Genomic DNA, 24,478 nt, shown 5'->3' with positions numbered 1-24,478 from the left:
CGGGGGCCGCCCACGGGCAACTGGACCGACCATGGGTGCAGCGGTCAGGAAGGGCGCGCAGCTGGTCGGCGAGCGGTATCGGCTGATCGAGCAGCTGGGCGCGGGGGGCATGTCGGTCGTCTGGCGCGGCTACGACGAGGTGCTGGGTCGGCAGGTGGCGATCAAGGTGCTGGCGTCGCGGCTGGCCAGCGACAAGGCGTTCCGCCACCGCATCCGGGTCGAGGCGCAGGCCGCCGCGCGGCTCTGCCACCCCAACATCACCAACGTGTACGACTACGGGGAGTCCGAGCAGGTCGGGCTGACCGTCCCGTACGTCGTCATGGAGCTGGTCGACGGCGGGCCGCTCAGCAGCCGGCTCGGCCGGGGCGGGCAGCTGCCCTGGCGGGAGGCGTTGACGATCGGCGCGGAGGTGGCCTCGGCGCTGGCCGCCGCGCACGCCCGGGGCGTGGTGCACCGCGACGTCACGCCCGGCAACGTCATGCTCACCTCGACCGGCGTGAAAGTCGTCGACTTCGGCATCTCGGCGCTGGTGGGGGAGAGCGAGAAGGGCCCGGACGGCGCGCTGCTCGGCACGCCCGCGTACCTGGCGCCGGAGCGGCTGGACAACGGCCAGGTGTCGCCGGCCACCGACGTCTACGCGGTCGGCCTGCTGCTCTACCGGATGCTCACCGGCCGGCTGCCCTGGCAGGCCAGCACGACCACCCAGATGCTCCGCGCCCACATGTACAACGAGCCGGACCCCATGCCGCCGGTGGTGGGTCTTCCCGACGAGGTCGCCGAGCTGGTCCGGCGCTGCCTGGCGAAGCGCCCGGAGGACCGCCCGGCCACCGCCGAGGTGGCCCGTACGCTCGCCGAGGCCGCCGGGATCGCGCCGATCGTGCCGGTCTCCCCGGCGCTCGGCCAGTTCGACCCCGCGCTCATGGAGAACGCCGGCACCACCATCCTGCCCTGGTCGGCGGCGACCGACGCGCTGCCCTTCTCGGCGATCCGCACGAAGACCCGCCGAGCGGCCGCCCGCCGGCGCAGGGTGGAGGCCGGGGTGGCCGCCGCCGGCCTGATCGCGGTCACCGCCACCCTGTGGGGGGTCACCTCGAAGAGCCCGGCCAGCGGCGGGGTGGAGCCCACCGAGGCCCGGATGGCCCTGCCCGAGCCGACCCCCTGCGCGGTCGACTACGTGCTGCGCCGCGACTCCGGCAAGGACTTCACCGCGGACCTGACCCTCACCAACACCGGCACCCGCGAGCTGGGTGACTGGACCATGAGCTTCACCTTCCCCGGCAGGCAGACGGTCAGCGCGGCCCAGCCGGCGGTGCGCCAGCAGGGCAAGACGGTGCTCGTCAAGGCCGCGGCCACCGACGCCGCGCTGGCGCCGGGCGCCTCGAAGAAGGTCTCGCTGACGGGCAGCTACACCGGGGGCAACCCGCTGCCGGTGGAGTTCAAGGTCGACGGGAGCACCTGCGGCGTGCAGGTGTCCGGCGTCGCCGGGTCCGTGCCGACCACGGCGCCGCCGCCCGCCGCACCGCCCGCGAAGCCGCCGGCCGCCAAGGCTCCGGCGAAGGCGCCCGCGAAGGCCGCCCCGAAGACCGCCGGCAAGCCCAAGCCGCCCAAGTCCGGCAAGGGCAAGGAGAGTGGCAAGGGAAAAGCAAGGTAGACCGGCCGAAGGGGGGTGGGCACGGCAAGGGCAAGAAGAAGTGACGGTCAGCCCAGGGCGGCGAACTGCTGCACCCGGTCGATCGGCCCTTCCACGATGAGCACGCTGCCGGGCTGGAGGACGGTGTCCGGGTCGGCGTAGCGGAACGGCTCGTCGGGGAGCTTCGCGCCGACCACCATCACCCCGTACCGGTCGATCGGGGCCAGCTCGCGCAGCGCCCGGCCGACCAGCGACGCGGGCACCCGGACCTTGGCGATCGCGAAGTCGTCGCCGAACTCCATGAAGTCGAGCATCCGGCTGACGATCAGGTGCGCCACCCGTTCGCCGGTCTCCGCCTCGGGGAAGATGACGTGGTGCACGCCCACCGAGCGCAGGATCTTGGCGTGCTTCTCCGAGGTGGCCCGCGCCCAGATCTGGGGGATCCCCAACTCGGTCAGGGCCAGCACGGTGAGCACGCTCGCCTCGACCGACGCGCCGATGGCCACCACCACCCGGCGGAAGTCCGCGACGCCCAGCTGGCGCAGCACGTTCTCCTCGGTGGTGTCCGCCTGCACGACCCGGTCCAGCCGGGATGCCCAGCGCTGCACCCGATCCTGCTCGTGGTCGATGGCGAGCACGTCGTGGTCGAGTTGCAGCAGCGAGCCGGCCAGCCGGGAGCCGAACCGGCCCAGGCCGATCACCACGACGCTGCTGTCGTCCGTCCTCCTAGCCGACAACGGGTTGCTCCTCCGGGTAGCGGTACAGGTGTCGCCGGGTGTTCAACGCGATCGCGGACCCGAGGGTGAGCGGGCCGACCCGGCCGATGAACATCAGCACGATGAGCACGTACTGGCCGGGTCTCGACAGCTCCGGGGCGAGGCCGGTGGAGAGGCCCGTGGTGCTGAACGCCGAGGTCACCTCGAAGAGCGCGGCGAAGTTGCGCAGGTGGTCGGTGAACACGATCAGCAGGATCGTGCCGAGGACCACCAGCGCCACGCTGAGCAGTGTCACGGTGAGCGCCTGGCGCTGGCTGGCGGTGGCGACCCGCCGGCCGCCCACGTTGACGTCCGGCTCGCCGCGCAGCTCGGCCCAGATCACGAAGCCGAGCAGGAAGAAGGTGGAGACCTTGATGCCGCCCGCGGTGCTCGCGCTGCCGCCGCCGATGAACATGAGCACGATGAGCAGCGGATAGCTCTCCTCGCTGAGCCGGTCGACGTTGATCACGTCGAAGCCTCCGGTGCGGCTCAGCGCGATCTGGGTGAACGACGCCAGCACCTTGCCGGGCGCGTCGTAGGTGCCGATGGTGGCCGGGTTGGTCCATTCGGCGAGCAGCAGGAACCCGAAGCCGGACCCGATGAGCACAACGCTGCCCCAGATGGTCAGCTTGGTGGCGACCGCCCAGCGGCGCGGCCGCCGCCAGAGCCGGACGGCCTCGAACAGCGCCGGGAAGCCGAGACCGCCGATGATCGCGCCGAGGCCCAGCGGCAGCGACACCCACGGGTCGCGGGAGAAGGCGACCAGCCCGTCGGAGTAGAGGGTGAAGCCACCGTTGTTGAACGCCTGGATCGCGTGGAAGACGGCGGTCCACAGCGCCCGCCCCGGGTCGTAGTCGTAGACCAGCCAGAGCCGGCCGGTGATCACCGCGGTCATCACCGCTTCGGTGGCGAAGACGGTCGTGACGATCCGGACCAGCAGCCAGCGCACGTCGCCGATGCCGAACTCGGCGGTCTCGGCCTGCACGAGCAGCCGGTTGCGCAGGCCGAGCTGCCGGGAGACCACCAGGATCACCAGGGCCGCGACGGTCAGGATGCCCAGGCCGCCGAGCTGGGTGAGCACCGTGATCATGACCAGGCCGAAGTCGTTCCAGTAGTTCGGCGTGTCGTTGACGGCGAGGCCGGTGACCGAGACCGCCGAGGTCGAGGTGAACAGCGCCGTGACGAACGGGGTGTAGCGGCTCTCGCTGGTGGCCCAGGGCAGCATCAGCAGGCCGGTGCCGAGCAGGATCACCGCCAGGAACCCGAACGGCACCAGCCGTACGGGGTTCCGGAGCAGACGGCGCACCAGGTCATCTTCCGTCCGGAGATTCACCGGCAGGCCAGGAACCGACCAACTGGCGGCCAACCGGAACCGGTCTGCTGTGCGTACCCCCTCGACGACAGGAGACGGCGTTGCGACGTACCCTTTCCGCCCTCGGCGTGGCCGGCGCGCTGCTCGCGGCGGCCGTGGTGGCCCCGGCGGTGGCCGCCCAGGCCGACCCGGAGCCTCACGCCGAGCGCTCCCGCGCGGTCCAGCGGCCCATCGTGATCGGGCACCGCGGCGCCAGCGGCTACCGTCCGGAGCACACCCTGGAGGCCTACCGGCTGGCCATCCGCCAGGGCGCCGACTTCATCGAGCCGGACCTGGTCTCGACGAAGGACGGTGTGCTGGTCGCCCGGCACGAGAACGAGATCTCGGGCACGACCGACGTCGCCGCCCACCCGGAGTTCGCCGCCCGGAAGGCGACGAAGACCATCGACGGGGTCAGGGTCACCGGCTGGTTCACCGAGGACTTCACCCTGGCCGAGCTGCGGACGCTGCGCGCCAAGGAGCGGCTGCCCCAGGTGCGGGTGACCAACACGGCCTTCGACGGCAGGTTCCAGGTGCCGACCTTCCAGGAGGTCATCGACCTGGCCCGCGCCGAGTCGAAGGCCCGGGGCCGCACCATCGGCGTCTACCCGGAGACCAAGCACCCCAGCTACTTCGCCTCGATCGGGCTGGCGCTGGAGGAGCCGCTGGTCGCCACGCTCAAGGCCAACAAGCTGACCCACCGCGACGACCCGGTCTTCGTGCAGAGCTTCGAGACCGCCAACCTGCGCAAGCTGGACCGGATGATCGACGTGCGGCTCGTCCAGCTCATGGACGCCACGGGCGCCCCCTACGACTTCACCGCCACCGGCGACCCGCGCGGCTACGCCGACCTGGCCACCGCCGCCGGCCTGGCCTGGGTGGCGCGGTACGCCGACGGCGTCGGCCTCAACAAGAACCTGATCGTGCCCCGGGACGCCGCCGGCAAGCTGCTCGCGCCCACCTCGGTGATCCGGGACGCGCACCGGGTGAAGCTGCTGGTGCACGCCTGGACCTTCCGCGCCGAGAACCAGTTCCTGCCGGCCGACTTCCGGATCGGCGCCGACCCGAACGCCCGCGGCGACATCACCGCCGAGTACGAGCTCTTCTACGGCCTGGGCCTCGACGGTGCCTTCGCCGACCAGCCCGACACGGCCGTGGCGGCGCGCGCGGGACGCTGACCGGCGTCCGCGCCGGGGCGGCTCGGGGCCCCGGCGCGGACGCCGTCCTCGTGTGGGGTGACCGGTCGCGGCCGGTCACCCCACCGGCTTTTCCCGGAGTACGCGGCCCTGGGCGGGCCCTCCGCCGCCCTCCGCCGATCGGCCGGCCGGGGGTGCTGCTGCCGGGGGTCGGCGGTGGGTGCTCCACGGCTTCGCGGAGCCAGGGCGCCGAGGCGTTGCGCCGCCGGGGGGTCGGGGCGTCGGGTCGTTGGGCTGCTGGGCTGCTGGGCTGCTGTGCCGCTGTGCCGCTGTGCCGCTGGGGCGTCGGGGCGTCGGGTCGTTGGGCCGCTGTGCCGCTGTGCCGCTGTGCCGCTGTGCCGTCGGGCCGCTGGGGCGTCGGGCCGCTGGGGCGTCGGGGCGTTGGGCCGTCCCCGCGACGGCCCGAGATGTTGGTGTGAGCCGCTACAAACTTGATGACGTGGATGGATCGGACGGACTGCCCGTGCCGATGCCGGCCTCGCTGCGGGTGACGGCGGCCGTGTCCCTGCGGGTGCCCGCCGAGCTGATGTCGGAAACGACTCAAGACGAGCTGATGTCGGAAATGACTCAAGAACGGACGGCTGAGTCTGTCGACCGAGCCGACCGGGCGGGCCCCGCTGTGCGAGAACGCCTGCTCGCGGCGGCCGTCAGCGGCAGGCCGAGTGGGGCAAGGACGGGCGTGAGTCGTTCACGACATCAAGTTTGTAGCGGCTCGGGGACTAGTGCCCGGGTCGCTCGGCCACGTAGGTACCGCGTCCCGGCTGGCCGGTGATCAGCTCGCGATCGTGCAGCAACGACAGGGCGCGCGAGGCCGTGTTCATGTGGACGCCGTAGGTCTCGGCCAACTCCCGGGTGGAGGGCAGCTTGTCACCCGGCTTGAGCTCACCGCTTCTGATCTTCGCGGCTAGGTCGTTGGCGATCCGGCGGTATGGAGCTTCGGCTGTGGGCATGGTGAGGACTCCGGTTGGTTCGGCTCCTCGATCATGCCGGGCCTACACCAGTAACTGCAACAGGTCTTGGTGTCGCGCTGCTGAGGGTCGACCTACACAAGCATTTGGTGTAGCTTCGATGTGTCCGGCTCCGGTTGGTTCGGCAAGCCGCGGGGCCGGACCTCGACGGATCCCGGTGGGAGGGCATCGTGGACAAGGAGCGCTTCGTCGTGCACCTGCCGGTGCTCGCGACGGACCTCGACCGGGCGCGGCGTTTCGCGCGGGTCATCTGCCGGTCGCTCGGCTTCCTCGCCGACGTGGACCGGCTGGGCACGACGGTGTCGGCCGAGGACGCGCAGTGCGTACGCCACTGGGTATGGTGCGATCGGCTGCTCGACGGGGGCCGGCGGTGCCCGCTCCCGGCGGAACACGACGGCGAGTGCGCAACGGCCCGTCTCCGGTGAGAATCCGAGGACGTTCCATCGTCCGAGGGATTCGTGTCCGCTATGCGTAACATGTCCTATTAGCGGTCGTTTCGTCCCGTGTCAAGGATCCACGACACGGGGGATGTACATGAGAAGGACCTCTGCGCCGAGCAGGCGAATGAGCATCGGCGTGCGGTTGGCGGCCTTCGGGTTGCTGACCGGCGCTCTGGTGCTGGGTGGCACGCCGGCCCTGGCCGCCCAGACGATCAGCATCGATCCGGACGACGTGCCGACCAGGGCGGAGGACGCGCCCCAGTTCTGCTACCCGGGCGGCGGGCCCTTCCCGGACGAGGAAACCTGGGTGTTCGACCTGTCCGGCGACCCGCAGACCAGCGGCGTCTTCCAGTCGCTGTCGACGACCTTCAGCACGTCCGGCGGCACCGTCACGCGGCCGATCCCCGGCACGGCGAACAGCGAGATCGTCGACTTCGAGGGCGTGAGCCGGGCGTTCATCCGGCTGCCGGCCGGCTGGACGCTCACCGGCGCCACCGCGGTGATCTCCGGGACGGCCGAGAACTTCGTGCTCGCCCACACCTGCGCCGCCTCCGACACCCCGGGCGACCCGGGCGACCCGGGCGACCCGGGCGACCCGGGCGACCCAGGGGATCCGGGCGACCCGGGGGATCCGGGAGATCCGGGAGATCCGGGAGATCCGGGCGACCCAGGGGATCCGGGAGATCCGGGCGACCCAGGGAACCCAGGGGACCCAGGCGACCCGGGCGACCCGGGGAACCCGGGATACCCCGGCGGTCCGGGATACCCGGGGTACCCGGGAGAGCCGCAGGTCGGCCTGTCGATCGACAAGAAGGCCCGGGTCGAGTCGGACTGCCGCGAGCATTGTGAGAACGACGGCTACGCCGCCGAGGGCGACAAGATCTTCTACACCTACCGGGTCGCCAACACCGGAACCGTGCGGATCACCGACGTCTCGGTCGACGACCCGACCGCCGGGTACGTGGTCTGCAACAACACCACGCTCGCCCCGCGCACCAGCACGGACTGTCACGCCGTGCATCCGCACGAGGTGGACTGGCGCGACGTCAAGGAGGGCAAGGTGGTGAACACCGCCCGTGCTGTCGGCAAGTACCGCTACCGGACCGTGGTCTCCGACCCGGCCACCGTCACGATCTGCATCCGGGACGGCAAGTACGACCACCGCAAGGACGACAAGGACTGGCAGGACGGCAAGGACGGCAAGGACTGGCAGGGCGGCAAGGACGGCGAGGACTGGCGGAAGGGCAAGGACGACAAGCTGCCGGTCACCGGCAGCAGCTCGATCCAGGCCGCCTCGCTGGGTGGCGGCCTGCTGGCCGCCGGCGGCCTCCTGGTCGGCCTGAGCCGGCTGCGGCGGAGGATGCGCGTCAACGTCTGACTCGTACCTCCGAAACGCTCCGGGCACCGCACGTGGTGCCCGGAGCGTTCCGTGTTTCGGGCAGTTTCGATGGCGGGGCGCGACACAGTGGCGCCCCGCCCGGTGGTGCCGGCGGCCACCGCGTTCGGGGCGACGATCCACGGGCTGGAGGCAGTTGTTACGGTCGGCCACCCCACCCTGGTTACTTGTGTGTTTCGGCCACATAGCCCGTGCGTGACGTCACTTCTAGCGTGAGCCGACAACTGACACTTCCCCCTGTCCCCACCTGGAGTCGCAATGACGATCCGGCACACGCGACGGGTGTTCCTTTCCGCCGCCACGGTGATGGCGGCCGCGCTCGCGGCCACGGCCTGTGGCAGCCCGCAGGACACCGCCTCCGGCGGCGGCGACGCCGCACCGGTCAAGGTCGGCCTCGTGTATTCCCAGTCCGGCCCGCTGGCCAGCTACGGCAAGCAGTACATCGAGGGCTTCAAGGCCGGCCTCGACTTCGCCACCAAGGGCACCGGCAAGGTCGGCGACCGGAAGGTCGAGCTGACCGAGGTCGACGACGCCGGCGATCCGGCGAAGGCGGTCTCCGCGGCCAAGGACCTCATCGGCAAGGGCACGAAGATCATCGCCGGGTCAACCTCGTCCGGCGTGGCCCTCCAGGTCGCCCCGATCGCGGCGCAGAACAAGGTGCTGTTCATCTCCGGTCCGGCCGCCACCGACGCGGTGACCGGCGCGAACAAGTACACCTTCCGCTCCGGCCGGCAGTCGTACCAGGACGTGGTGACCGCCAAGTCGTTCATCGGTGACGCCGCCGGCAAGAAGGTGGTCGTCTTCGCCCAGGACGGCGCCTTCGGTGACGCGAACGAGGCCGCCGTCAAGGCCGTCATCGGTGGCGCCGGCGCGACCGTGAGCAGCGTCCGGGCCCCGGCCAGCGCGACCGAGTTCACCCCGTTCGCCAGCCAGATCAAGGCCGCCAAGCCGGACCTGCTCTTCGTCGCCTGGGCCGGCACCACCGCCCCGGCCATGTGGCAGACCCTCGACCAGCAGGGCGTGCTCTCCTCCACCACGGTCGTCACCGGCCTGGACATCCGCGCCTCCTGGGCCACCTTCGGCGCGGCCGGCAGCAAGATCTCCTTCCTGTCGCACTACTTCGACGGGGCCAGCGACACCGAGGCCGCCAAGGCCGCCAAGGCGAAGATCCCGGGCGGCACGCTCGACCTGTTCCACCCGGACGGCTTCGCGGCCGCCCAGATGGTCGTCCGCGCCGTGCAGGAGGGTGGCGACGACGTGGACAAGATGGTCAAGGCGCTGGAGGGCTGGCAGTTCGACGGCGTCAAGGGCAAGATGACCATCCGCGCCGAGGACCACGCGCTGCTCCAGCCGATGTACCAGGCGAAGCTCTCCGGCAGCGGCACCGCCTTCACGGCGGCCGCGCAGAAGACCCTGACCGGTGACGAGTCCGCGCCGCCGGTCGCGCAGATGAAGGGCTGACCAGTGCTCGCCACCCGCGGTCTGACCTGGCGGATCGGTGAGGTCGCCATCGTCGACTCCGTCTACCTCGACCTCGCGCCCGGGGAGTTCCTCGGCGTGATCGGGCCGAACGGCGCCGGCAAGACCTCTCTGTTCAACCTGATCACCGGCCTGCGCCGGCCCACCGAGGGGCGGATCCTGCTGGACGGGGCGGACGTCACCGACCTCCCCCCGCACCGGCGGGCCCGCCTCGGGCTGGGGCGCACCTTCCAGGCGTCCTCGGTCTTCGGGTCGCTGACGGTCCGGGAGAACGTCCGGCTCGCCGTACAGGCGCACCGGGGTGGCTCGATGAAGCTGTGGCGGCGGGCGGCGGCCGACCGGGAGGTGGCCGCCGCCGCCGACGCGGCGCTCGACCGGGTGGGCCTCGCCCACCGGGGTACGGCGCTGGCCGGCAACCTGGCCCACGGCGAGAAGCGCAAGCTGGAGATCGCTCTGCTGCTCGCCGGTGAGCCCCGGGTGATGCTGCTGGACGAGCCGATGGCCGGGGTCAGCGCCGAGGATGTGCCCGAACTGGTCAGCGTGATCAAGTCGCTGACCGGGGACAGCGGCCGGTCGGTGCTCATGGTGGAGCACCACATGGACGTGATCCTGGAGCTGGCCGACCGCATCGCCGTGATGCACCACGGCGCGCTGCTCGCCTGCGACACCCCGGACACGGTGATGGCCAACGCCACCGTGCAGGAGGCATACCTGGGGGAGTCGCTGTGAGTGTCGAACCTGTTCTGAGCGTCGAGAACCTGTCGGTGCGGATCGCCGGGCTGCACATCCTCCAGGGGGTGTCCTTCGAGGTGGCGCCGACCGGGGTGACCGTGCTGCTCGGCCGCAACGGCGTCGGCAAGACCACCACGCTGCGCGCCGTCGTCGGGCTCACGCCGCGCAACGGCGAGGTGCGCGGCACCGTCCGGATGGGGGCGCAGAGCCTGCTGGCCCGCCCCACCCACCGGCTGGTCCGCGGCGGGCTCGGCTACGTGCCGGAGGACCGCTGCGTCTTCGCCGGACTCACCGTCACGGAGAACCTGCGGCTGGCCGAGCGGCGGGGGACCACCCCCGCGTACGACAAGGTCTATGCCCTTTTCCCCGAGCTGGACCGGCGCGGACGGCAACGGGCCGGCTCGCTCTCCGGCGGGCAGCAGCAGATGCTCGCGATCGGCCGGGTGCTGCTCAACGACAACCGGCTGCTGCTGGTCGACGAGCCGACCAAGGGGTTGGCGCCGAAGGTGGTGACCGAGGTGGCCGAGGTGCTGGAACGGGTCGCGGAATCCGTGCCGGTGCTGCTGGTCGAGCAGAACCTGGCCGTGGTGCGGCGACTGGCGAAGGATGCCGTGGTGCTCTCCGCCGGCCGGGTCGCCTGGACCGGCAACGCGCAGGACCTGCTCCTGGAGACCGCGCTGACGAAGTCGCTGCTGGGCGTGGGCGCGGAGGTCAAGGCATGAGCACGGTGATCCTGTTGACGCTGACCGGGCTGGGCCTGGCGGCGCTCTACTTCCTGGTCGCCTCCGGCCTCTCCCTGGTCTTCGGCCTGGCCGACGTGCTCAACTTCGCGCACGGCCTCTTCCTCGGCGTCGGCGCGTACGCGACGTGGTGGGCGGCGGGCAACCTGCCCGGGGCGGGCTCCGACGGGCTCGGGTTCGTGGTGGCCGCCGCGTTCGGCGTGCTCGCCGGGTCGGCCGTGGCCGTGCTGGTCGAGCTGGTGCTGATCCGCCCGCTCTACTCCCGCACCATCGAGCAGGTGCTGGTCACCGTCGGCCTGTCGCTGGCCGGGGTGGCGCTGCTCCAGGCCACCTGGGGCGCCGACGCGCGGCCGTTCCCGCGCCCCGGCTGGACCCGGGACGTGACCTCGGTGCTCGGCGCCCAGGTGCCGAACGCCGGGCTCCTGCTGATCGTCGCCGCCGCGGTGGTGCTCGGCGCGCTGCTCGCGTTCCTGCGGTTCACCCGGTACGGCCTGATCATCCGGGCCGGCGTGGAGAACCGGGAGATGGTGACCGCGCTCGGCATCGACGTGCGCAAGGCGTTCACGCTGGTCTTCGCGATCGGCGGGGCGGCCGCCGCGCTGGCCGGCGCGCTCGGCTCGGTCTACTTCGGCACCGTCTCGCCCGGGCAGGGCGGCTCGCTGCTGATCTTCGCGTTCATCGTGGTGGTGATCGGCGGCATGGGCTCGGTCGTCGGGTCCGCGTACGCGGCGGTCGCGGTGGGGCTGCTGCAACAGTTCGTCAACTACTACGGCACGTCCGGGCTGGGTGACCTCTGCGTGGTCGGCCTGCTCGCCGTGGTGCTGCTGCTGCGTCCGCAGGGCCTGGCCGGAAAGGTGGCTCACGCATGACCGAGGTCAAGAGTGCCGAGGTGGCGGCGCCGCCCGCCGCGGTGCCCGACGAGCTGACCCCCGGCCACGCCCGCTGGCACGGCCTGCGCCCGTACGTGCCCCTGGCCGCCCTGGTGGTGGCGGCGGTCCTGCCGTACTCCACGGTCAACCTGCCGGGCATCTTCGAGGGGCCGCTGAACTCGCCGGGCACCCTGCAGCTGCTCGCCATCTGCCTGGTCTTCGGCGGCCTGGCGGCCGGCTACGACCTGCTCTTCGGGCGGACCGGGATGCTCTCCTTCGGGCACGCCCTCTACTTCGCCGCCGGCGTCTACGGCACCGACGTGCTGGTCACCCGGGCCGGGCTGCCGCTCTGGCAGGCCGCGCTGCTGACCGTCACCAGCGGGACGATCCTCGCCGCGCTGCTCGGCGCGGTCGCGCTGCGCACGGTCGGCATCGCGTTCGCCATGGTGACGCTCGCCTTCGCCCAGGTCGGGGCGATTTTGGTGGCCCGGGACTTCGGCGGGCTCACCGGCGGCGAGGAGGGGCTGCCGCTGGACGTCTCCGGGCTGCCGGCCGCCCTGGTCGGGGTCACCAACACGGTGAACCTCTACTGGCTGGCGCTGGCGTACCTGGCCCTGGTGGTCCTCGTGGTGCACCGGGTGAGCGGCTCGCCGACCGGGCGGGTGCTGGCCGGCCTGCGCGACGACGAGCGGCGGATCGGGGTGCTGGGGCTCGACCCGTACCGGTTCAAGCTTGTCGCGTTCACCCTCTCCGGCGGCCTGGCGGCAGCGGGTGGGGTGGTCTACTGCCTGATCGTCGGCGGCGCCAGCCCGCACATCACGTCGTCCGAGCTGACCCTTTCGCTGCTGGTCATGGTGGTGCTCGGCGGCCCCGGCACCCGCTGGGGCCCGGTGCTCGGCGGCGTCCTGTACATGTACCTCGACCACCGCCTCACCGCCTTCGGCACCAGCGACGCGGTCAACAGCCTCCCGGCGTTCCTCAGCCACCCGCTGTCCCAGCCGCTGTTCGTCCTCGGCACGGTGTTCATCCTGGCGGTGTACTTCTTCCCCGGCGGCCTGGCGAGCCTCCGCACCCGCCTGCACCCCCTCCTGACGGCCCTCCCCCGCCGCCGCCCCTGAACCGCGCCACCCCCCGCGTTCCCCTCGCCCTCGTTGCCTCGACCCCGTTGATCATGAAGTTATTGTCACGACGCGCCGTGCTCGATGGCGATAAGTTCATGATCGACGGGGTCTGAGCGCAGGGGGGAGCGGGCATGGGGGAGAGCAGGTTTGCCGTTGTCAGTGGGGGCGGGACCGGCATCGGGGCCGCCGTCGCCCGGGGGCTCGTGCTCGACGGGTTCGAGGTACTGATCGTGGGGCGGCGCGCGGACGTGCTGCTGGACACCGCGTCGCGGATCTCGGCGGAGTGTGGACTTCCGTCGGCGGTCAGCGCGGTGACCGCCGACCTGACCGACCCGGCGCAGCTCGCCGGGGTCGTCTCGGCGGTCGGGGAGCGGACCGTCGACGCGGTGGTCAACAACGCCGGGGGCTACCTCGGCGGGCCGACCGACACCCTCGCCGACGTGGCGGGCTGGTGGCGGGCCAACCTGGACGCCAACGTGCTCACCGCGGTCCTGCTCACCGAGGCGCTGCTGCCCGCCCTGCGCCGCCCCGGCGGCCGGGTGGTGCTGCTCAGTTCGATCGCCGCCCAGCGGGGCGGGGCCGGGCCCTACTCGGCGGCGAAGGCCGCGCTGCACGGCTGGGCGTACGACCTGGCCGGCCAGCTCGGTCCGGATCAGATCACGGTCAACGTGGTCAGCCCCGGGTACGTGGCCGAGACCGAGTTCTTCGGCGACCGGATGACCCCGGAGGGGCACGCCAAGCGGGTGGCCGCCACCCTGGTGGGCCGGGCCGGCGTGCCGGACGACATCGCGGCGGCGGTCCGCTATCTGGTCGGCCCGTCCGCCGGCTACGTCACCGGGCAGGTGCTCGGCGTCAACGGCGGCTCGGTCCTCGGCCGCTGAGCCGCTGAGCCGCGGAGACGCGGACAACGCGGAGACGGGAGAAGGGGCGGCGGCCCCCCGTGTGGCCGCCGCCCCTTATCGCATCGTTGGATCAGCCGTTCAGCACCTCGTACGCCGACGGGGGCGCCTTCTGCACCTGGTTCCCGGTGGGCGCGGTGAGCTTCGGCGCCTTGCCGAAGTCGTAGTACCGGGTGACCAGCTTCATGGCCTTCTGCTTGCCGCCGGCGGGGACGTCCAGCGTCAGCGAGGCGAGGTTGCCGTCCGGCCCGACCACCGCGGTGAACGGCACTTTCTTCGCCGCCTCGCCCAGCGCCGCCACGTCCACCCCGTCGAAGGCACTCTGCACGTCGGCGTTGGCGGTCAGGTCGGCGACGCCGGTGTACGTCCCGTTGCCCTTGTCCGCCACCGTGTCCGCGGTCCGGATGATCGCGGCGGTGTTCGCCGGGTCGGCGTTCTGGTAGACCGGCGCCTCCGTCTCGTCGTCGAGCTTGGTCCGGTCCACCGCCATCCAGCGCTTCGGCAGCTTCAGCATGTCGTGCAGGCCGGGGATGCCGGTCAGCTTGACCCGCATCCACAGGTCCTTGTCGATCACGCGGAACGTCATGTCCATGGTGAACTCGGGGTCGTCGTTCTTCTCGGTCATCCCCAGCTCCATGGCCTGCGCGGCCGGGTCGACCACGCCGACGAACCTGTCGGTGCCGTCGAGGGTGGAGAACCGGAAGGCCGGGTCCTTCTCGTCCGGCACGGCGGCCAGCAGCGCGGCCTTCGGGTCGGCCGACGGGGCCGCGGTGGGATCGGATCCGGTGCTCCCACCGGTGCCGCATCCCGCGGACAGGGCGGTGGCGGCCAGCACGGCGGTCGCGAGGGCCGCGACCCGCCGGAACGTCGCGGCGGTGCCGGTACGCTGCGTCATCTCGTTTGACTCACTTTCCCAGGTGACTGTTGCAGCGAGATATTCGCAGGCCGCCACAGCCGTTCCGCTGCCGTTATGCTGCCGTCCGACTGCCGTGGGGCGCCGCGGTGGGCGGCCAGGGGGTACAGGAGCGGAAACTCGCATGTCAGAGGCGTTGCGCTTCGAGATCCTCGGCCCGCAACGGGCCTGGTACGCGGACCGCCCGCTCGACCTCGGCCCCGGCAAGCAGCGGGCCGTGCTGGCCGTACTGCTGCTCGCCGGTGGCCGTCCCGTCCCGACCGGGCAGATCGTCGACGCGGTCTGGCCCGAGGAGCCCCCGGCGAACGGCCCGAACGTCGTGCAGAAATACGTGGCGGGGCTGCGGCGGGTGCTCGAACCCGACCGGTCGCCGCGTACGCCGGCGCAGGTGCTCGCCCTCACCGACGCCGGGTACCTGCTGCGGATCCCACCCGACGCGGTGGACGCCGTCCGCTTCGAGCGCGGCGTGCAGCGGGCCCGGCAGTGGCACACGGCCGGGCGTATCGAGGACGCCCTGGCCGAGGTGACCACCGCCCTGGAGCGGTGGCAGGGGGAGCCGTTCACCGGGTTCGGCGGCCCGTACTTCGACGCGGCCCGGCACCGGCTGGTGGAGCTGCGGGCCGTGGCCCTGGAGACGCGCACCGAGCTGGAGCTGGCCGGCGGCCGCCACGGCGAGCTGGTCGGCCGGCTGGTCGAGCAGGTGGCCGAGTTCCCGGTCCGGGAGCGGCTGCGCCACCAGCTCATGCTGGCACTGCACCGCAGCGGCCGGCAGGCCGAGGCGCTGGCCGCCTACCGCGACTTCGCCGACCTGCTCCGCGAGGAGTACGGCATCGAGCCGGGCGAGGCCCTCCAGAACCTGCACCGGCGCATCCTCCGCGCCGACCCGGCGCTCCTCCCACCGTCCCCACCCGCGCCCACCGCGCCCTCGCCCGCGCCCGCCGCGCCCTCGCCCGCGCCCGCCGCGCCCTCGCCCGCCGCGCCTTCGCCCTCGCCCGCCGCGCCTTCGCCCGCGCCCGCCGCCGCCTACGCGCCCCCCACCGTCTCCGCGCCGCCCGCCGCGCCCGCCGCTCCGACACCTGTCCAGCCGGATGCTCTGCCCACCGAGCCCACCTCGCCCACTGCAACACCGGCCGCCATGCCGTCCGCGTCGGAGGCGGTGCCGTCCGTGTCGGCGGTTGTGCCGTCCGCGCCGGAGGCTGTGCCATCCGCGCCGGACGCTGTGCTGGCTCCCCGTGTCGGCGGCGTCGGCGGGACGGGCCTGCCGCACGCGCCGACGGCCGCTGAGCCGGAAGGCGTCGCCACCCGCCCAGCGTCCGCCGCCACCGGACCGGTCCCCGCTCCCGCCCCGATCCCGCCGGCCGCACCACCCTGGGGCGGGTCGGCGATCCCGCACGCCCTCCTGGTCGCCATGAGCGCGCCGCCCGAGGCTGCGGGGGCCCGCCGTTCGCCCGGGTGGGTCCGGATCACTGCGACCCTCGTCGGCACGGCCACCGCGCTGCTGTCGTTCGGGTCGCTCACCTGGGCGGTGATCCTCGGGTACGCGCTGTGGCGGCGGAGCTGGCGGCTGGCGGTGGCCGGCCTCGGCTACTTCCTGCTCGTTCTCAGCGTGTTCGTCCTCGCGGTCAGCGCTCCGGAGAGCGAGGAGCCGACCGACGGGGAGACGTTGTACTTCGTCGTCGTGCTGGGCATCTGCTGGCTGCTCGGCGCGGTGCACGTGCTCCTGCTCAACCCCACGGTCTGGGCGGCCGTCGGCGGGCTGTTCTGGAGTGGCCGGCAGCGCACCGCCGAGCAGCGGCGGCTGCGCCGGGAGCAGGCCCGCTACCTGCTGCACCACTATCCGGCCGCCCGGGCGGAGTTGCGTATCGGCCGTCCGGACTTGCTCCGCAGCTACGACGACGGTGGCCTGGTGGACGTCAACGCGGTGCCCGATCCGGTGTTGGCGTCGCTGCCCGGGCTGACCGCCGACCAGCGCCGCCAGATCGCGGTCGACCGCTGGCTGCGTGGCCCGTACGGGTCGATCGAGGAGTTGGCCGCGCGGTGCGCGCTGCCGCTCGCGGCCGCCGAACCCCTCCGCGACGTGCTGCTCTTCCTGCCGCCCGAACCGCCGGCCGCCCGGCCGTCGTAACTCGGCCCGAACCGCGGACCGCCGACCCTCGTGACTCGGCCCGAGCCGCCGGCCGCCGGCGGTCGTGACTCGGACTGCCGACCCTCGTGACTCGGCCCGAGCCGCCGGCCGCCGGCCGTCATGACTCGGACCGCCGACCCTCGTGACTCGGCCCGAGCCGCCGGCCGCCGGCCGTCGTCACTCGGACCGCCGGCCCTCGTGACGCGGGCCTCACGGCGGTCGCCTGGTAGAAATGCCGGATGGGTCAGGATCGGATGGCCGTCCGGGAACGGGCCGAGGCGGTGCTGCGGCGGCTGGCGGGTGAGCACGCCCGGCTTCGCGAGGACCAGTGGCGGGCCATCGAGGCGCTGGTGGTCGACCGGCGGCGGGTGCTCTGCGTGCAGCGGACCGGCTGGGGCAAGTCGGCCGTCTACTTCGTGGCCACCGCGCTGCTGCGCGAGAGCGGCGAGCACGGCCCCACGGTGATCGTCTCGCCGCTGCTGGCGCTCATGCGCAACCAGGTCGAGTCGGCCGCGCGGGCCGGCATCCGGGCCCGCACCATCAACTCGGCCAACCTCGACGAGTGGGACGAGATCACCGCCGAGATCCACGCCGGGGCGGTGGACGTGCTGCTCATCAGCCCGGAACGCCTCAACAACCCCGACTTCCGCGACGGCGTGCTACCGAAGCTCGCGGCCACCACCGGGCTGCTCGTGGTCGACGAGGCGCACTGCGTCTCCGACTGGGGCCACGACTTCCGCCCCGACTACCGCCGCCTGCGCACCTTCCTCGCCAACCTGCCCGAGCGGACCCCGGTGCTCGCCACCACGGCCACCGCCAACGCCCGGGTCACCCAGGATGTCGCGGAGCAACTCGGCGACGCCCTGGTGCTGCGCGGCACCCTCGACCGGGAGTCGCTGCGGCTCGGCGTACTGGATCTGCCGAGCCCGGCGCACCGGCTGGCGTGGCTCGCCGACCACCTGGACCGCCTCCCCGGCTCGGGGATCATCTACACGCTGACCGTGGCGGCGGCCGGCGAGACGGCCGAGTTCCTGCGCGCCCGCGGCTGGTCGGTGGCCGCCTACACGGGCCAGGCCGAGGACGCCGACCGGCGGGCCGCCGAGCAGGACCTGCTCGACAACAAGATCAAGGCGCTGGTGGCGACCAGCGCGCTCGGCATGGGCTTCGACAAGCCCGACCTCGGCTTCGTGGTGCACCTGGGCGCGCCGCCGTCGCCGATCGCCTACTACCAGCAGGTCGGCCGGGCCGGCCGGGCTGTCGAGCACGCCGAGGTGCTGCTGCTCCCCGGCGTCGAGGACGCGGCCATCTGGCGGTACTTCGCCTCGCTCGCCTTCCCGCCCGAGGAACAGGTCCGGGCCGTGCTCGCCGCCCTTTCCACCGAACGGCCGATCTCCACCCAGGCCCTCGAACCGGTGGTCGACCTGCGCCGGGCCCGGCTGGAGCTGATGCTCAAGGTGCTCGACGTGGATGGCGCGGTCCGCCGGGTGCGCGGCGGCTGGCTCGCCACCGGCGAGCCCTGGGTCTACGACGAGGCCCGGTTGCGCCGCGTCGCCCAGGCGCGCACCGCCGAGCAGCAGGCCATGCGGGAGTACGCGGCCACGACCGGCTGCCGGATGCGCTACCTGCGGGAGTGCCTCGACGACGCCGGGGCGGGGGACTGCGGCCGGTGCGACACCTGCGCGGCCCCGCTGTTCGGGGCGGAGGTCTCCGACGCGGCGCTCACCGCCGCGCAGACCTTCCTGGGCCGCCCCGGCGTGGAGATCGCGCCCAAGAAGCTCTGGCCGACCGGGTTGGAGGCGGTCGGCGTACCCCTGAAGGGGCGGATCCCCCCGGCGGAGCAGGCGCTGCCCGGCCGGGCCGTGGGACGCCTCTCCGACCTGGGCTGGGGTGGGCGGCTGCGCGGCCTGGTCGGGCCGGACGCGGCGGACGGCCCGGTCCCCGACGACGTGGCGGCGGCGGTGGTCGAGGTGCTGAAGGCGTGGGCGCACGGCGACGACCCGTGGCCGCGCCGCCCCGCCGGGGTGGTCGCGGTCGGCTCCCGCACCCGGCCGCTGCTGGTCGGCTCGCTCGCCGAGCGGATCGCGGCGGTGGGCCGGCTGCCGCTGCTCGGCCGGGTCGACCCCACTGGCCCGTCCGGGGCCGGCGGACCGCGCGGCAACAGCGCCCAGCGGGTACGCGCGCTGCACGACGCCTTCGCGGTGCCCGCCGACCTGGCCGGCGCGCTGCCCGGGCTGGACGGGCCGGTGCTGCTCGTCGACGACCTGGTCGACTCGGGCTGGACCATGAGCATGGTGGCCCGCCTGCTGCGCCGGGCCGGCGCGCCCGACGTGCTGCCGCTGGCCCTCGCGGTGGCCGGTTGAACCGTCGCTCCCCGGGGACGGAAAGTTCCCGGCCGCTGGGGAATGCGAGCGTCGCCACCGTCCGCGGACCGTCGGCGGGCCGGGCGCCCGACGGCGGTACCGTGGGCGCATGACCGAGCAGCGACCCGTCGTCCAGACGTACGCCGTCACCGGGATGACCTGCGAACACTGCGTCCGGGCGGTCACCGAGGAACTGTCCGCCCTGCCGGGCGTCGAGGAGGTGCGGATCGACCTCGCCGCCGGCACGGCCACGGTCACCAGTACCGCCGCGCTGCCCGTCGAATCCGTCCGCGCCGCCGTCGACGAGGCGGGTTACGAGCTGGCCTCCGGCGTTGCCTGAGTCACCGCCCCTCGCCGGCCCCGAAGCGCCCCCGCCCGGGACCGACCTGGCCGGGTCCACGGCCCCTGCCGGCGCGCCCGCCCCGGCCGGGCCCGTCGAGGTGGACCGGGCGACGCTGCGGCTCGCCCTGGTGGTGGGCGGGCTGGTGCTCGCCGTGCTGCTCGGCTTCGGTCTCGGCCGGCTGAACCCGCCGCCGGTTCCGGCCCGCACCGGGGCCGCGGCGGTGGCCGGCGAGCACACCCACGCACCCGGCACCGGGGCGCACTCGCACGGCGGGGCCACCGTCACCCAGGGCGGCGACGCCGACGCGGCCGGGCTGTCGATCACCTCGGCCGGCTACACGCTCGCCCCGTCGACCGTGGAGTTCACCCCCGGCAAGGCCGGTGAGCTGCGGTTCCAGATCAGGGACGAGCGGCGGCGGGCGGTCACCCGGTTCGCCGTCGTGCACGACAAGCCGATGCACCTCGTCGTCGTGCGCCGCGACCTCACCGGATTCCAGCACCTGCACCCGACCATGGCCGCCGACGGCACCTGGTCGGTGCCGCTGACCCTGCCCGAGCCGGGCGCCTGGCGGGCGTACGCGGACTTCACCGCTGTCGCCGACGACGGCCGGCAGACCGCCGTGATCCTCGGCGCCGACCTGGTCGCGCCCGGCGGGTACGCGCCCCGGCCGCTGCCCGCGCCGGCCACCTCGACCACGGTCGGCGGGTTCACCGTCGGCTACACGGGCACCCCGGCGGTGGGCCAGTCGGTGCCGCTGCGGTTCCGGGTCACCGGGGCCGACGGCGCGGCCGCGCCGCTGGAGCCCTACCTCGGCGCGTACGGCCACCTGGTCGCGCTCCGCGAGGGCGACCTCGGCTACCTGCACGTGCACCCCGAGCCGGTGCGGGACGGGGACGCCGTGACCTTCTGGCTGACCGCGCCCGGGCCGGGCCGCTACCGGATGTTCCTGGACTTCCAGGTCGGCGGCGTGGTGCGCACGGCCGCGTTCAGCGTGACGGTGGCCTGAGCGGCCGATCAACCCGCCCGGCGGACCGGCCGGCGGGCCAGGTAGCGGAGCAGGTCGCGGATGTGGTGCTTCTCCTCGGCGGGGACGTTCGGGTCGGCCAGGCGTTCCAGGATCACCCGCACGTCGGCCTCCACCGGGCCGTCCTCGGCGCCGCGGCGGCGGGGCACGGCGCCGGCGTCGGGCAGGCCCAGCGCGCGGAACGCGGCCGCCACCGGCAGGTCGAGGGCGGCACAGAAGCCGCGCACCTTGGCCAGCTCGGGATAGTCCTGCCAGTCACCGGCCAGCCAGCGGAACACGGTCGACCGCCCCACCCCGGTGTGCGTGGCGAGATCGGTCACCGTCCAGCCGCGCTCCTCGCGGGCGTCATCGATGGCACGTCGCACGAAGCGCGCGAAGGCCATCTGCGGCGATACCTCTGCGGAGCCCATCCCCGGGGTCTGTCCCTTTCCGCCGGAGCACCCGACTCTGGGCACCGAGCCTAGTACGGCCGCACGCATAAGTAACTGACTGATCGGTCGGAAGGTCCCATGGGCGGGACCGCCACGGGGCATCGACAGTTGTGAGCTGTCAATTAAACTCGACCGACCCGCTGAGCAGTGCATAGTCGACGACGAGGAGCAGCATGGCCGAGCCGGACCGTCCCGTGCCCCACCGCCCGGGCGCGATCAGCCTCTTCTTCGTGGCCAAGGCCGGCGTCTTCGCCCTCGGCTTCTGGATCTGGCTGCTGGTGCTGGCGGTGCTCGGCGGCCCGGCGACCGGGGTGCACCTCATCGCCGCGACCGGGGCGGCCACCACGACGCTGGTCGGCGTGGTGCTGGGCGCCCGGATGGCGCTCCAGCGCGACGCCGCCGTCCGGCACGCCGAGCTGAAGCGGCTGCTGGTCGACATCTCGTGGAACGCGTTCGCCGCCGCCGGCAACGCCGACGAGTCGGGGAAGGTGGTGCCGTTCCCGACCCCGTCGCCGGAGGGCGACCGGTCCACCAACCGGGGGCCCGGCGACCGGGTGCCCGCGGTCGAGCGGGGGGAGCGCAACCGGGGCGACCGCCGCCGCTAGGAGCGGCCGGCGAGCAGCGTCTCCAGCCGGGGCGTGACGCCCCACTGGTCGACGAGCTGACGGTATTCGGCGCGCTGGTCGCCGGTCGGCGCGCTCCCGGTGCGCCGGGCCCGGATCAGCAGGTTGCGCGGGGTGTGCCGGGAGTCGACGAACTCCACCACCTCGGCGCGGTAGCCGTGCAGCCGGAGCAGGCCGGCGCGCAGCGCGTCGGTGAGCACGTCGGCGAACCGCTCGCGCAGGATGCCCTGCCGGGTGAGCAGCTCGTACGGCGCCGGCGCGGGTCGGGCCCGCAGCTGGGCGGCCACGTCGTGGTGGCAGCACGGCGCGGCGAGCACCCAGCGGGCGTCCCAGCGCAGCGCGCGGGCCAGGGCCTCGTCGGTCGCCGTGTCGCAGGCGTGCAGCGCCAGCACCAGGTCCGGGGCCGGCTCGACCTGAGCGTCGGCGATGGTGCCGGCCACGAAGCTCACCCGGTCGGCCCAGCCCAGCCGCTCGGCCAGCTCGGTGTTCCGCCGGCGCTGGTCCTCGCGGACGTCCACCCCGACCAGCGTCACGTCCAACCCCCGCTGCGTCAGGTAGCGGTGCGCCGCGAAGGTCAGGTAGGCGTTGCCGCAGCCCAGGTCGACCACGCGCAGCGGCCCGGTGAGGTCGTCCGGCAGGGTGGCCGCCAGCGCCCGGAGGAACGCGTCGACCTGGCGGCGCTTGGCCGCCGAGCCGCCGATCTCGGCGAAGATCGGGTCGCCCGGGTCGAGCAGCCAGTCCTTGGCCCGGTCGTGGCCGCCCGGCTCCGGGGCCGGCCGGCTGGCCGCCGCCCGGTGCACCTGCGCCTCGCCCGACTTGGTCACCCGGAGCTGGAGCGTGCTGCCGGCGGTCTCCACGTGCCAGTTGCCGAAGGGCTCGGCCAGCAGCGCGTCGACCGCCACGTCGGCCTCCGCGCCCGGTGCCACGTTCCGGGTGTACGGCCGCGCGCCGTCGGAGGTCGAGATCTGGAGCCGCGGGCCGCCCTTGAGGGTGACCGGGCGCAGCTCGGCGCGGACCACGGAGGGGCGCTGGCCGCGGCGGCGTCCCGCGGCGACCGCCCGGGTCAGGGCGGGGTCGAGCAGCAGGGCCCGCACCTCGCTCAGCGCGGCGTCCAGCGGTTCCGGCATGGCTTCCTCTTCCTCGACGGGCTCGGCCCAGCGGCCGTGGTGGAACGGGGACGTCCCCCGCACCGGATGACCGGTACGGGGGACGTCGGATGTCTCGCGGGTCAGTCGGCGGTCGCCTCGGCCGGCGTACCGGTGCCCCCGCCACCGCCACCACGGCGGCGCCGGCGGCGGCGCGGCTTGCCGGCCGACTCGCCCTCGGCGGCCGCGGCGACCGGCTCGGCGCCACCCTCGGTGGAGATCACCGCGGTGGGCTCGCCGGCGACCGACTCGCCGGCCCGGCGGCGCCGGCGGCGACGCGGGCTACGGGTGCCCTCCTCGGCGGAGGCCTCGGCGGACGCCTCGGTGGGCGCGCCCTCGGCGGGGGTGTCGCTGTCGCCGCCGCGACCCCGGCGGCGCTCCCGGCCCCGGCCGTCGCCCCGGCCCTCGCCCCGGCCGTCGCCGCGCCGCGAGCCGCGCTCGCCGCGCCGCGACCGGCCACCGCCCAGGTCCTCCTCGACCTCGGCCGACAGGCCGGCGCGGGTGCGGTCGGCGGTCGGCAGCGTGCCGCTGACGTCCCGGGAGATGTCCAGGTCGGTGTAGAGGTGCGCGGAGGTGTGGTAGGTCTCCGGCGGCTCGGGCATGTCGAGCCCGAGGGTCTTGTCGATGATCCGCCAGCGGGGCATGTCGTCCCAGTCGACGAAGGTCACCGCGACACCGGACGCCCCGGCGCGGCCGGTGCGGCCGATCCGGTGGGTGTAGGTGTCCTGGTCCTCGGGGCAGTCGTAGTTGATGACGTGGGTGACGCCGGTGACGTCGAGCCCGCGGGCCGCCACGTCGGTGGCGACCAGGATGTCGATCTTGCCGGCCCGGAACGCCCGCAGCGCCCGCTCCCGCGCGCCCTGACCCAGGTCGCCGTGGACGGCGGCGACCGCGAAACCGCGGAAGTCGAGGTCCTCGGCCACCCGGTCGGCGGCCCGCTTGGTGCGGGTGAAGATCATGGTCAGCCCGCGACCCTCCGCCTGGAGGATGCGCGCCACGATCTCGACCTTGTTCATCGAGTGGGTGCGGTAGACCAGCTGCTGGGTCTGCGGCGACGGGCCGGTCTCGGCGGTGTGCCCGGCGTGGATCGTCACCGGCCGGCGCAGGAAGCGCCGGGACAGCGCGACGATCGGGTCCGGCATGGTGGCCGAGAAGAGCATGGTCTGCCGGTCCTCCGGCAGCATCGCCAGGATCTTCTCGACGTCGTCGAGGAAGCCCAGGTCGAGCATCCGGTCGGCCTCGTCGAGCACCAGCGCGTGCACCCGGTCGAGCCGGAGGTGCTTCTGCTTGGCGAGGTCCAGCAGGCGGCCGGGGGTGCCGACCAGGATCTCGACGCCCTTGCGCAGCGCGTCGATCTGCGGCTCGTACGCGACGCCGCCGTAGATCGGCAGCACCCGGACACCCCGGGTGCGGCCCGCGGCGTCGAGGTCCTTGGCGACCTGGAGGCCCAGCTCGCGGGTGGGGACGACGACCAGCGCCTGCGGCACGCCGTCGCTGCCCTCGGAGGGCGCGAAGACGCGCTCCAGCAGCGGGATGCCGAAGCCGAGGGTCTTGCCGGTGCCGGTCGGCGCCTGACCGATCAGGTCGACGCCGCGCAGCCCGATCGGCAGCGCGTACTCCTGGATGGCGAAGGCGCGGGTGATGCCGGCGGCGGCCAGCGCCTCGACGGTCTCCTGGCGGGCGCCGAGTTCGGCGAAGGTGGGAGCCTCCGGACGGACCGGAGCGGTGGGGGCCAGTTCGTGGCCCTGGATCTGCTCGCTCATATGGATTTGGGGGTGCCCTCTCGTGGTGCGCCCCGTCATGTCCTCAGGGCGCGAACGGTATGGCGCGGGCCACACGGTCGGCGGCGGTTTTCGCCGAGCCGGACCGGGCCGCACGCGCGCCGGGGACCGGTGCTGATCAGCTGAGCTGACCGAATCGGTGCCCACGGCAACTGTC

General features: G+C 73.6%; 22 protein-coding genes. 15 read left to right on the top strand and 7 right to left on the bottom strand.

Features of this window, described 5'->3' with window-relative positions:
- Nucleotides 1-31 precede the first annotated feature (31 nt).
- On the top strand, nucleotides 32-1,651 hold the full coding sequence (locus ACQP12_RS30205; protein ID WP_357938920.1) for a serine/threonine-protein kinase: 1,620 nt from the start codon (nucleotides 32-34) through the stop codon (nucleotides 1,649-1,651).
- Between the two features lie 47 nt (nucleotides 1,652-1,698).
- On the opposite strand, the gene ACQP12_RS30200 is transcribed toward ACQP12_RS30205, so the two are convergent.
- Both ACQP12_RS30200 and ACQP12_RS30195 read right to left on the bottom strand, forming a co-directional pair.
- On the bottom strand, nucleotides 1,699-2,367 hold the full coding sequence (locus ACQP12_RS30200) for a potassium channel family protein (RefSeq protein WP_433283485.1): 669 nt from the start codon (nucleotides 2,365-2,367) through the stop codon (nucleotides 1,699-1,701).
- Nucleotides 2,357-3,691, bottom strand: coding sequence for a TrkH family potassium uptake protein (locus tag ACQP12_RS30195; protein WP_357938917.1), 1,335 nt, complete (start codon nucleotides 3,689-3,691; stop codon nucleotides 2,357-2,359). The genes ACQP12_RS30200 and ACQP12_RS30195 overlap by 11 nt, the downstream gene beginning before the upstream one ends.
- A 107-nt stretch (nucleotides 3,692-3,798) precedes the next feature.
- Between ACQP12_RS30195 and ACQP12_RS30190 the strand changes: the two genes are divergently transcribed.
- On the top strand, nucleotides 3,799-4,914 hold the full coding sequence (locus tag ACQP12_RS30190) for a glycerophosphodiester phosphodiesterase (protein ID WP_433283484.1): 1,116 nt from the start codon (nucleotides 3,799-3,801) through the stop codon (nucleotides 4,912-4,914).
- 737 nt (nucleotides 4,915-5,651) lie between these two features.
- On the opposite strand, the gene ACQP12_RS30185 is transcribed toward ACQP12_RS30190, so the two are convergent.
- Entirely contained in the window at nucleotides 5,652-5,882 is a 231-nt protein-coding gene (locus ACQP12_RS30185) for a GntR family transcriptional regulator (RefSeq protein WP_433283483.1), read from the bottom strand.
- Between the two features lie 188 nt (nucleotides 5,883-6,070).
- Here ACQP12_RS30185 and ACQP12_RS30180 point away from each other — a divergent pair, with 188 nt between their 5' ends.
- The 8 genes from ACQP12_RS30180 to ACQP12_RS30145 all read left to right on the top strand — a co-directional run bounded on the left by ACQP12_RS30180 (nucleotide 6,071) and on the right by ACQP12_RS30145 (nucleotide 13,558).
- Complete coding sequence (locus ACQP12_RS30180) at nucleotides 6,071-6,325, top strand: hypothetical protein (RefSeq protein ID WP_433283482.1); 255 nt, start codon at nucleotides 6,071-6,073, stop codon at nucleotides 6,323-6,325.
- A 139-nt stretch (nucleotides 6,326-6,464) separates the two neighbouring features.
- The gene (locus tag ACQP12_RS30175) at nucleotides 6,465-7,718 is read left to right on the top strand and encodes a DUF7507 domain-containing protein (RefSeq protein ID WP_433283481.1); all 1,254 of its coding nucleotides are present in this window, start codon (nucleotides 6,465-6,467) and stop codon (nucleotides 7,716-7,718) included.
- Nucleotides 7,719-7,994: 276 nt separating this feature from the next.
- A complete protein-coding gene (locus tag ACQP12_RS30170; protein WP_433283480.1) occupies nucleotides 7,995-9,197 on the top strand; it encodes a substrate-binding domain-containing protein in 1,203 nt (400 codons plus the stop codon).
- Nucleotides 9,198-9,200: 3 nt separating this feature from the next.
- The gene (locus tag ACQP12_RS30165) at nucleotides 9,201-9,944 is read left to right on the top strand and encodes an ABC transporter ATP-binding protein (RefSeq protein WP_357938905.1); all 744 of its coding nucleotides are present in this window, start codon (nucleotides 9,201-9,203) and stop codon (nucleotides 9,942-9,944) included.
- Nucleotides 9,941-10,669 carry an ABC transporter ATP-binding protein gene (locus ACQP12_RS30160; RefSeq protein WP_433283479.1) on the top strand — a complete coding sequence of 243 codons (729 nt, stop codon included), beginning with the start codon at nucleotides 9,941-9,943 and terminating at the stop codon, nucleotides 10,667-10,669. The genes ACQP12_RS30165 and ACQP12_RS30160 overlap by 4 nt, the downstream gene beginning before the upstream one ends.
- The gene (locus ACQP12_RS30155) at nucleotides 10,666-11,556 is read left to right on the top strand and encodes a branched-chain amino acid ABC transporter permease (protein ID WP_357938901.1); all 891 of its coding nucleotides are present in this window, start codon (nucleotides 10,666-10,668) and stop codon (nucleotides 11,554-11,556) included. The genes ACQP12_RS30160 and ACQP12_RS30155 overlap by 4 nt, the downstream gene beginning before the upstream one ends.
- On the top strand, nucleotides 11,553-12,674 hold the full coding sequence (locus tag ACQP12_RS30150) for a branched-chain amino acid ABC transporter permease (protein ID WP_433283478.1): 1,122 nt from the start codon (nucleotides 11,553-11,555) through the stop codon (nucleotides 12,672-12,674). Before ACQP12_RS30155 ends, ACQP12_RS30150 begins: the two co-directional genes overlap by 4 nt.
- A 134-nt stretch (nucleotides 12,675-12,808) precedes the next feature.
- A complete protein-coding gene (locus ACQP12_RS30145; RefSeq protein WP_433283477.1) occupies nucleotides 12,809-13,558 on the top strand; it encodes an SDR family NAD(P)-dependent oxidoreductase in 750 nt (249 codons plus the stop codon).
- Between the two features lie 91 nt (nucleotides 13,559-13,649).
- Here ACQP12_RS30145 and ACQP12_RS30140 read toward each other — a convergent pair whose 3' ends face one another.
- The gene (locus ACQP12_RS30140) at nucleotides 13,650-14,471 is read right to left on the bottom strand and encodes a hypothetical protein (RefSeq protein WP_433283476.1); all 822 of its coding nucleotides are present in this window, start codon (nucleotides 14,469-14,471) and stop codon (nucleotides 13,650-13,652) included.
- 142 nt (nucleotides 14,472-14,613) lie between these two features.
- Here ACQP12_RS30140 and ACQP12_RS30135 point away from each other — a divergent pair, with 142 nt between their 5' ends.
- The 4 genes from ACQP12_RS30135 to ACQP12_RS30120 all read left to right on the top strand — a co-directional run bounded on the left by ACQP12_RS30135 (nucleotide 14,614) and on the right by ACQP12_RS30120 (nucleotide 20,323).
- The gene (locus ACQP12_RS30135) at nucleotides 14,614-16,614 is read left to right on the top strand and encodes a BTAD domain-containing putative transcriptional regulator (RefSeq protein ID WP_433283475.1); all 2,001 of its coding nucleotides are present in this window, start codon (nucleotides 14,614-14,616) and stop codon (nucleotides 16,612-16,614) included.
- 239 nt (nucleotides 16,615-16,853) lie between these two features.
- Nucleotides 16,854-18,974 carry a RecQ family ATP-dependent DNA helicase gene (locus ACQP12_RS30130; RefSeq protein ID WP_433283474.1) on the top strand — a complete coding sequence of 707 codons (2,121 nt, stop codon included), beginning with the start codon at nucleotides 16,854-16,856 and terminating at the stop codon, nucleotides 18,972-18,974.
- Between the two features lie 109 nt (nucleotides 18,975-19,083).
- Entirely contained in the window at nucleotides 19,084-19,314 is a 231-nt protein-coding gene (locus ACQP12_RS30125; protein ID WP_433283473.1) for a heavy-metal-associated domain-containing protein, read from the top strand.
- Nucleotides 19,307-20,323 (top strand): hypothetical protein, encoded by a 1,017-nt coding sequence (locus ACQP12_RS30120; RefSeq protein WP_433283472.1) that lies wholly within the window; start codon nucleotides 19,307-19,309, stop codon nucleotides 20,321-20,323. Before ACQP12_RS30125 ends, ACQP12_RS30120 begins: the two co-directional genes overlap by 8 nt.
- Nucleotides 20,324-20,331: 8 nt before the next feature.
- Here ACQP12_RS30120 and ACQP12_RS30115 read toward each other — a convergent pair whose 3' ends face one another.
- A complete protein-coding gene (locus ACQP12_RS30115) occupies nucleotides 20,332-20,751 on the bottom strand; it encodes a helix-turn-helix domain-containing protein (protein ID WP_151465319.1) in 420 nt (139 codons plus the stop codon).
- A gap of 194 nt (nucleotides 20,752-20,945) precedes the next feature.
- Here ACQP12_RS30115 and ACQP12_RS30110 point away from each other — a divergent pair, with 194 nt between their 5' ends.
- Nucleotides 20,946-21,377, top strand: a complete 432-nt coding sequence (locus tag ACQP12_RS30110; RefSeq protein ID WP_433283471.1) for a hypothetical protein — start codon at nucleotides 20,946-20,948, stop codon at nucleotides 21,375-21,377.
- Here ACQP12_RS30110 and ACQP12_RS30105 read toward each other — a convergent pair.
- Together ACQP12_RS30105 and ACQP12_RS30100 are read right to left on the bottom strand one after the other, a co-directional pair.
- The gene (locus ACQP12_RS30105) at nucleotides 21,374-22,522 is read right to left on the bottom strand and encodes a class I SAM-dependent methyltransferase (protein ID WP_433283470.1); all 1,149 of its coding nucleotides are present in this window, start codon (nucleotides 22,520-22,522) and stop codon (nucleotides 21,374-21,376) included. The two genes, ACQP12_RS30110 and ACQP12_RS30105, sit on opposite strands and share 4 nt — an antisense overlap.
- A 101-nt stretch (nucleotides 22,523-22,623) precedes the next feature.
- Nucleotides 22,624-24,303 carry a DEAD/DEAH box helicase gene (locus ACQP12_RS30100; protein WP_433283469.1) on the bottom strand — a complete coding sequence of 560 codons (1,680 nt, stop codon included), beginning with the start codon at nucleotides 24,301-24,303 and terminating at the stop codon, nucleotides 22,624-22,626.
- Nucleotides 24,304-24,478: the final 175 nt, after the last annotated feature.

The sequence above is a fragment of the Micromonospora sp. CA-244673 genome, from assembly GCF_050948395.1.
Classification (GTDB): Bacteria; Actinomycetota; Actinomycetes; order Mycobacteriales; family Micromonosporaceae; genus Micromonospora.
Note: the sequence above shows the minus strand (reverse complement) of the source record. Positions and strands in the feature narration are given on the sequence as shown.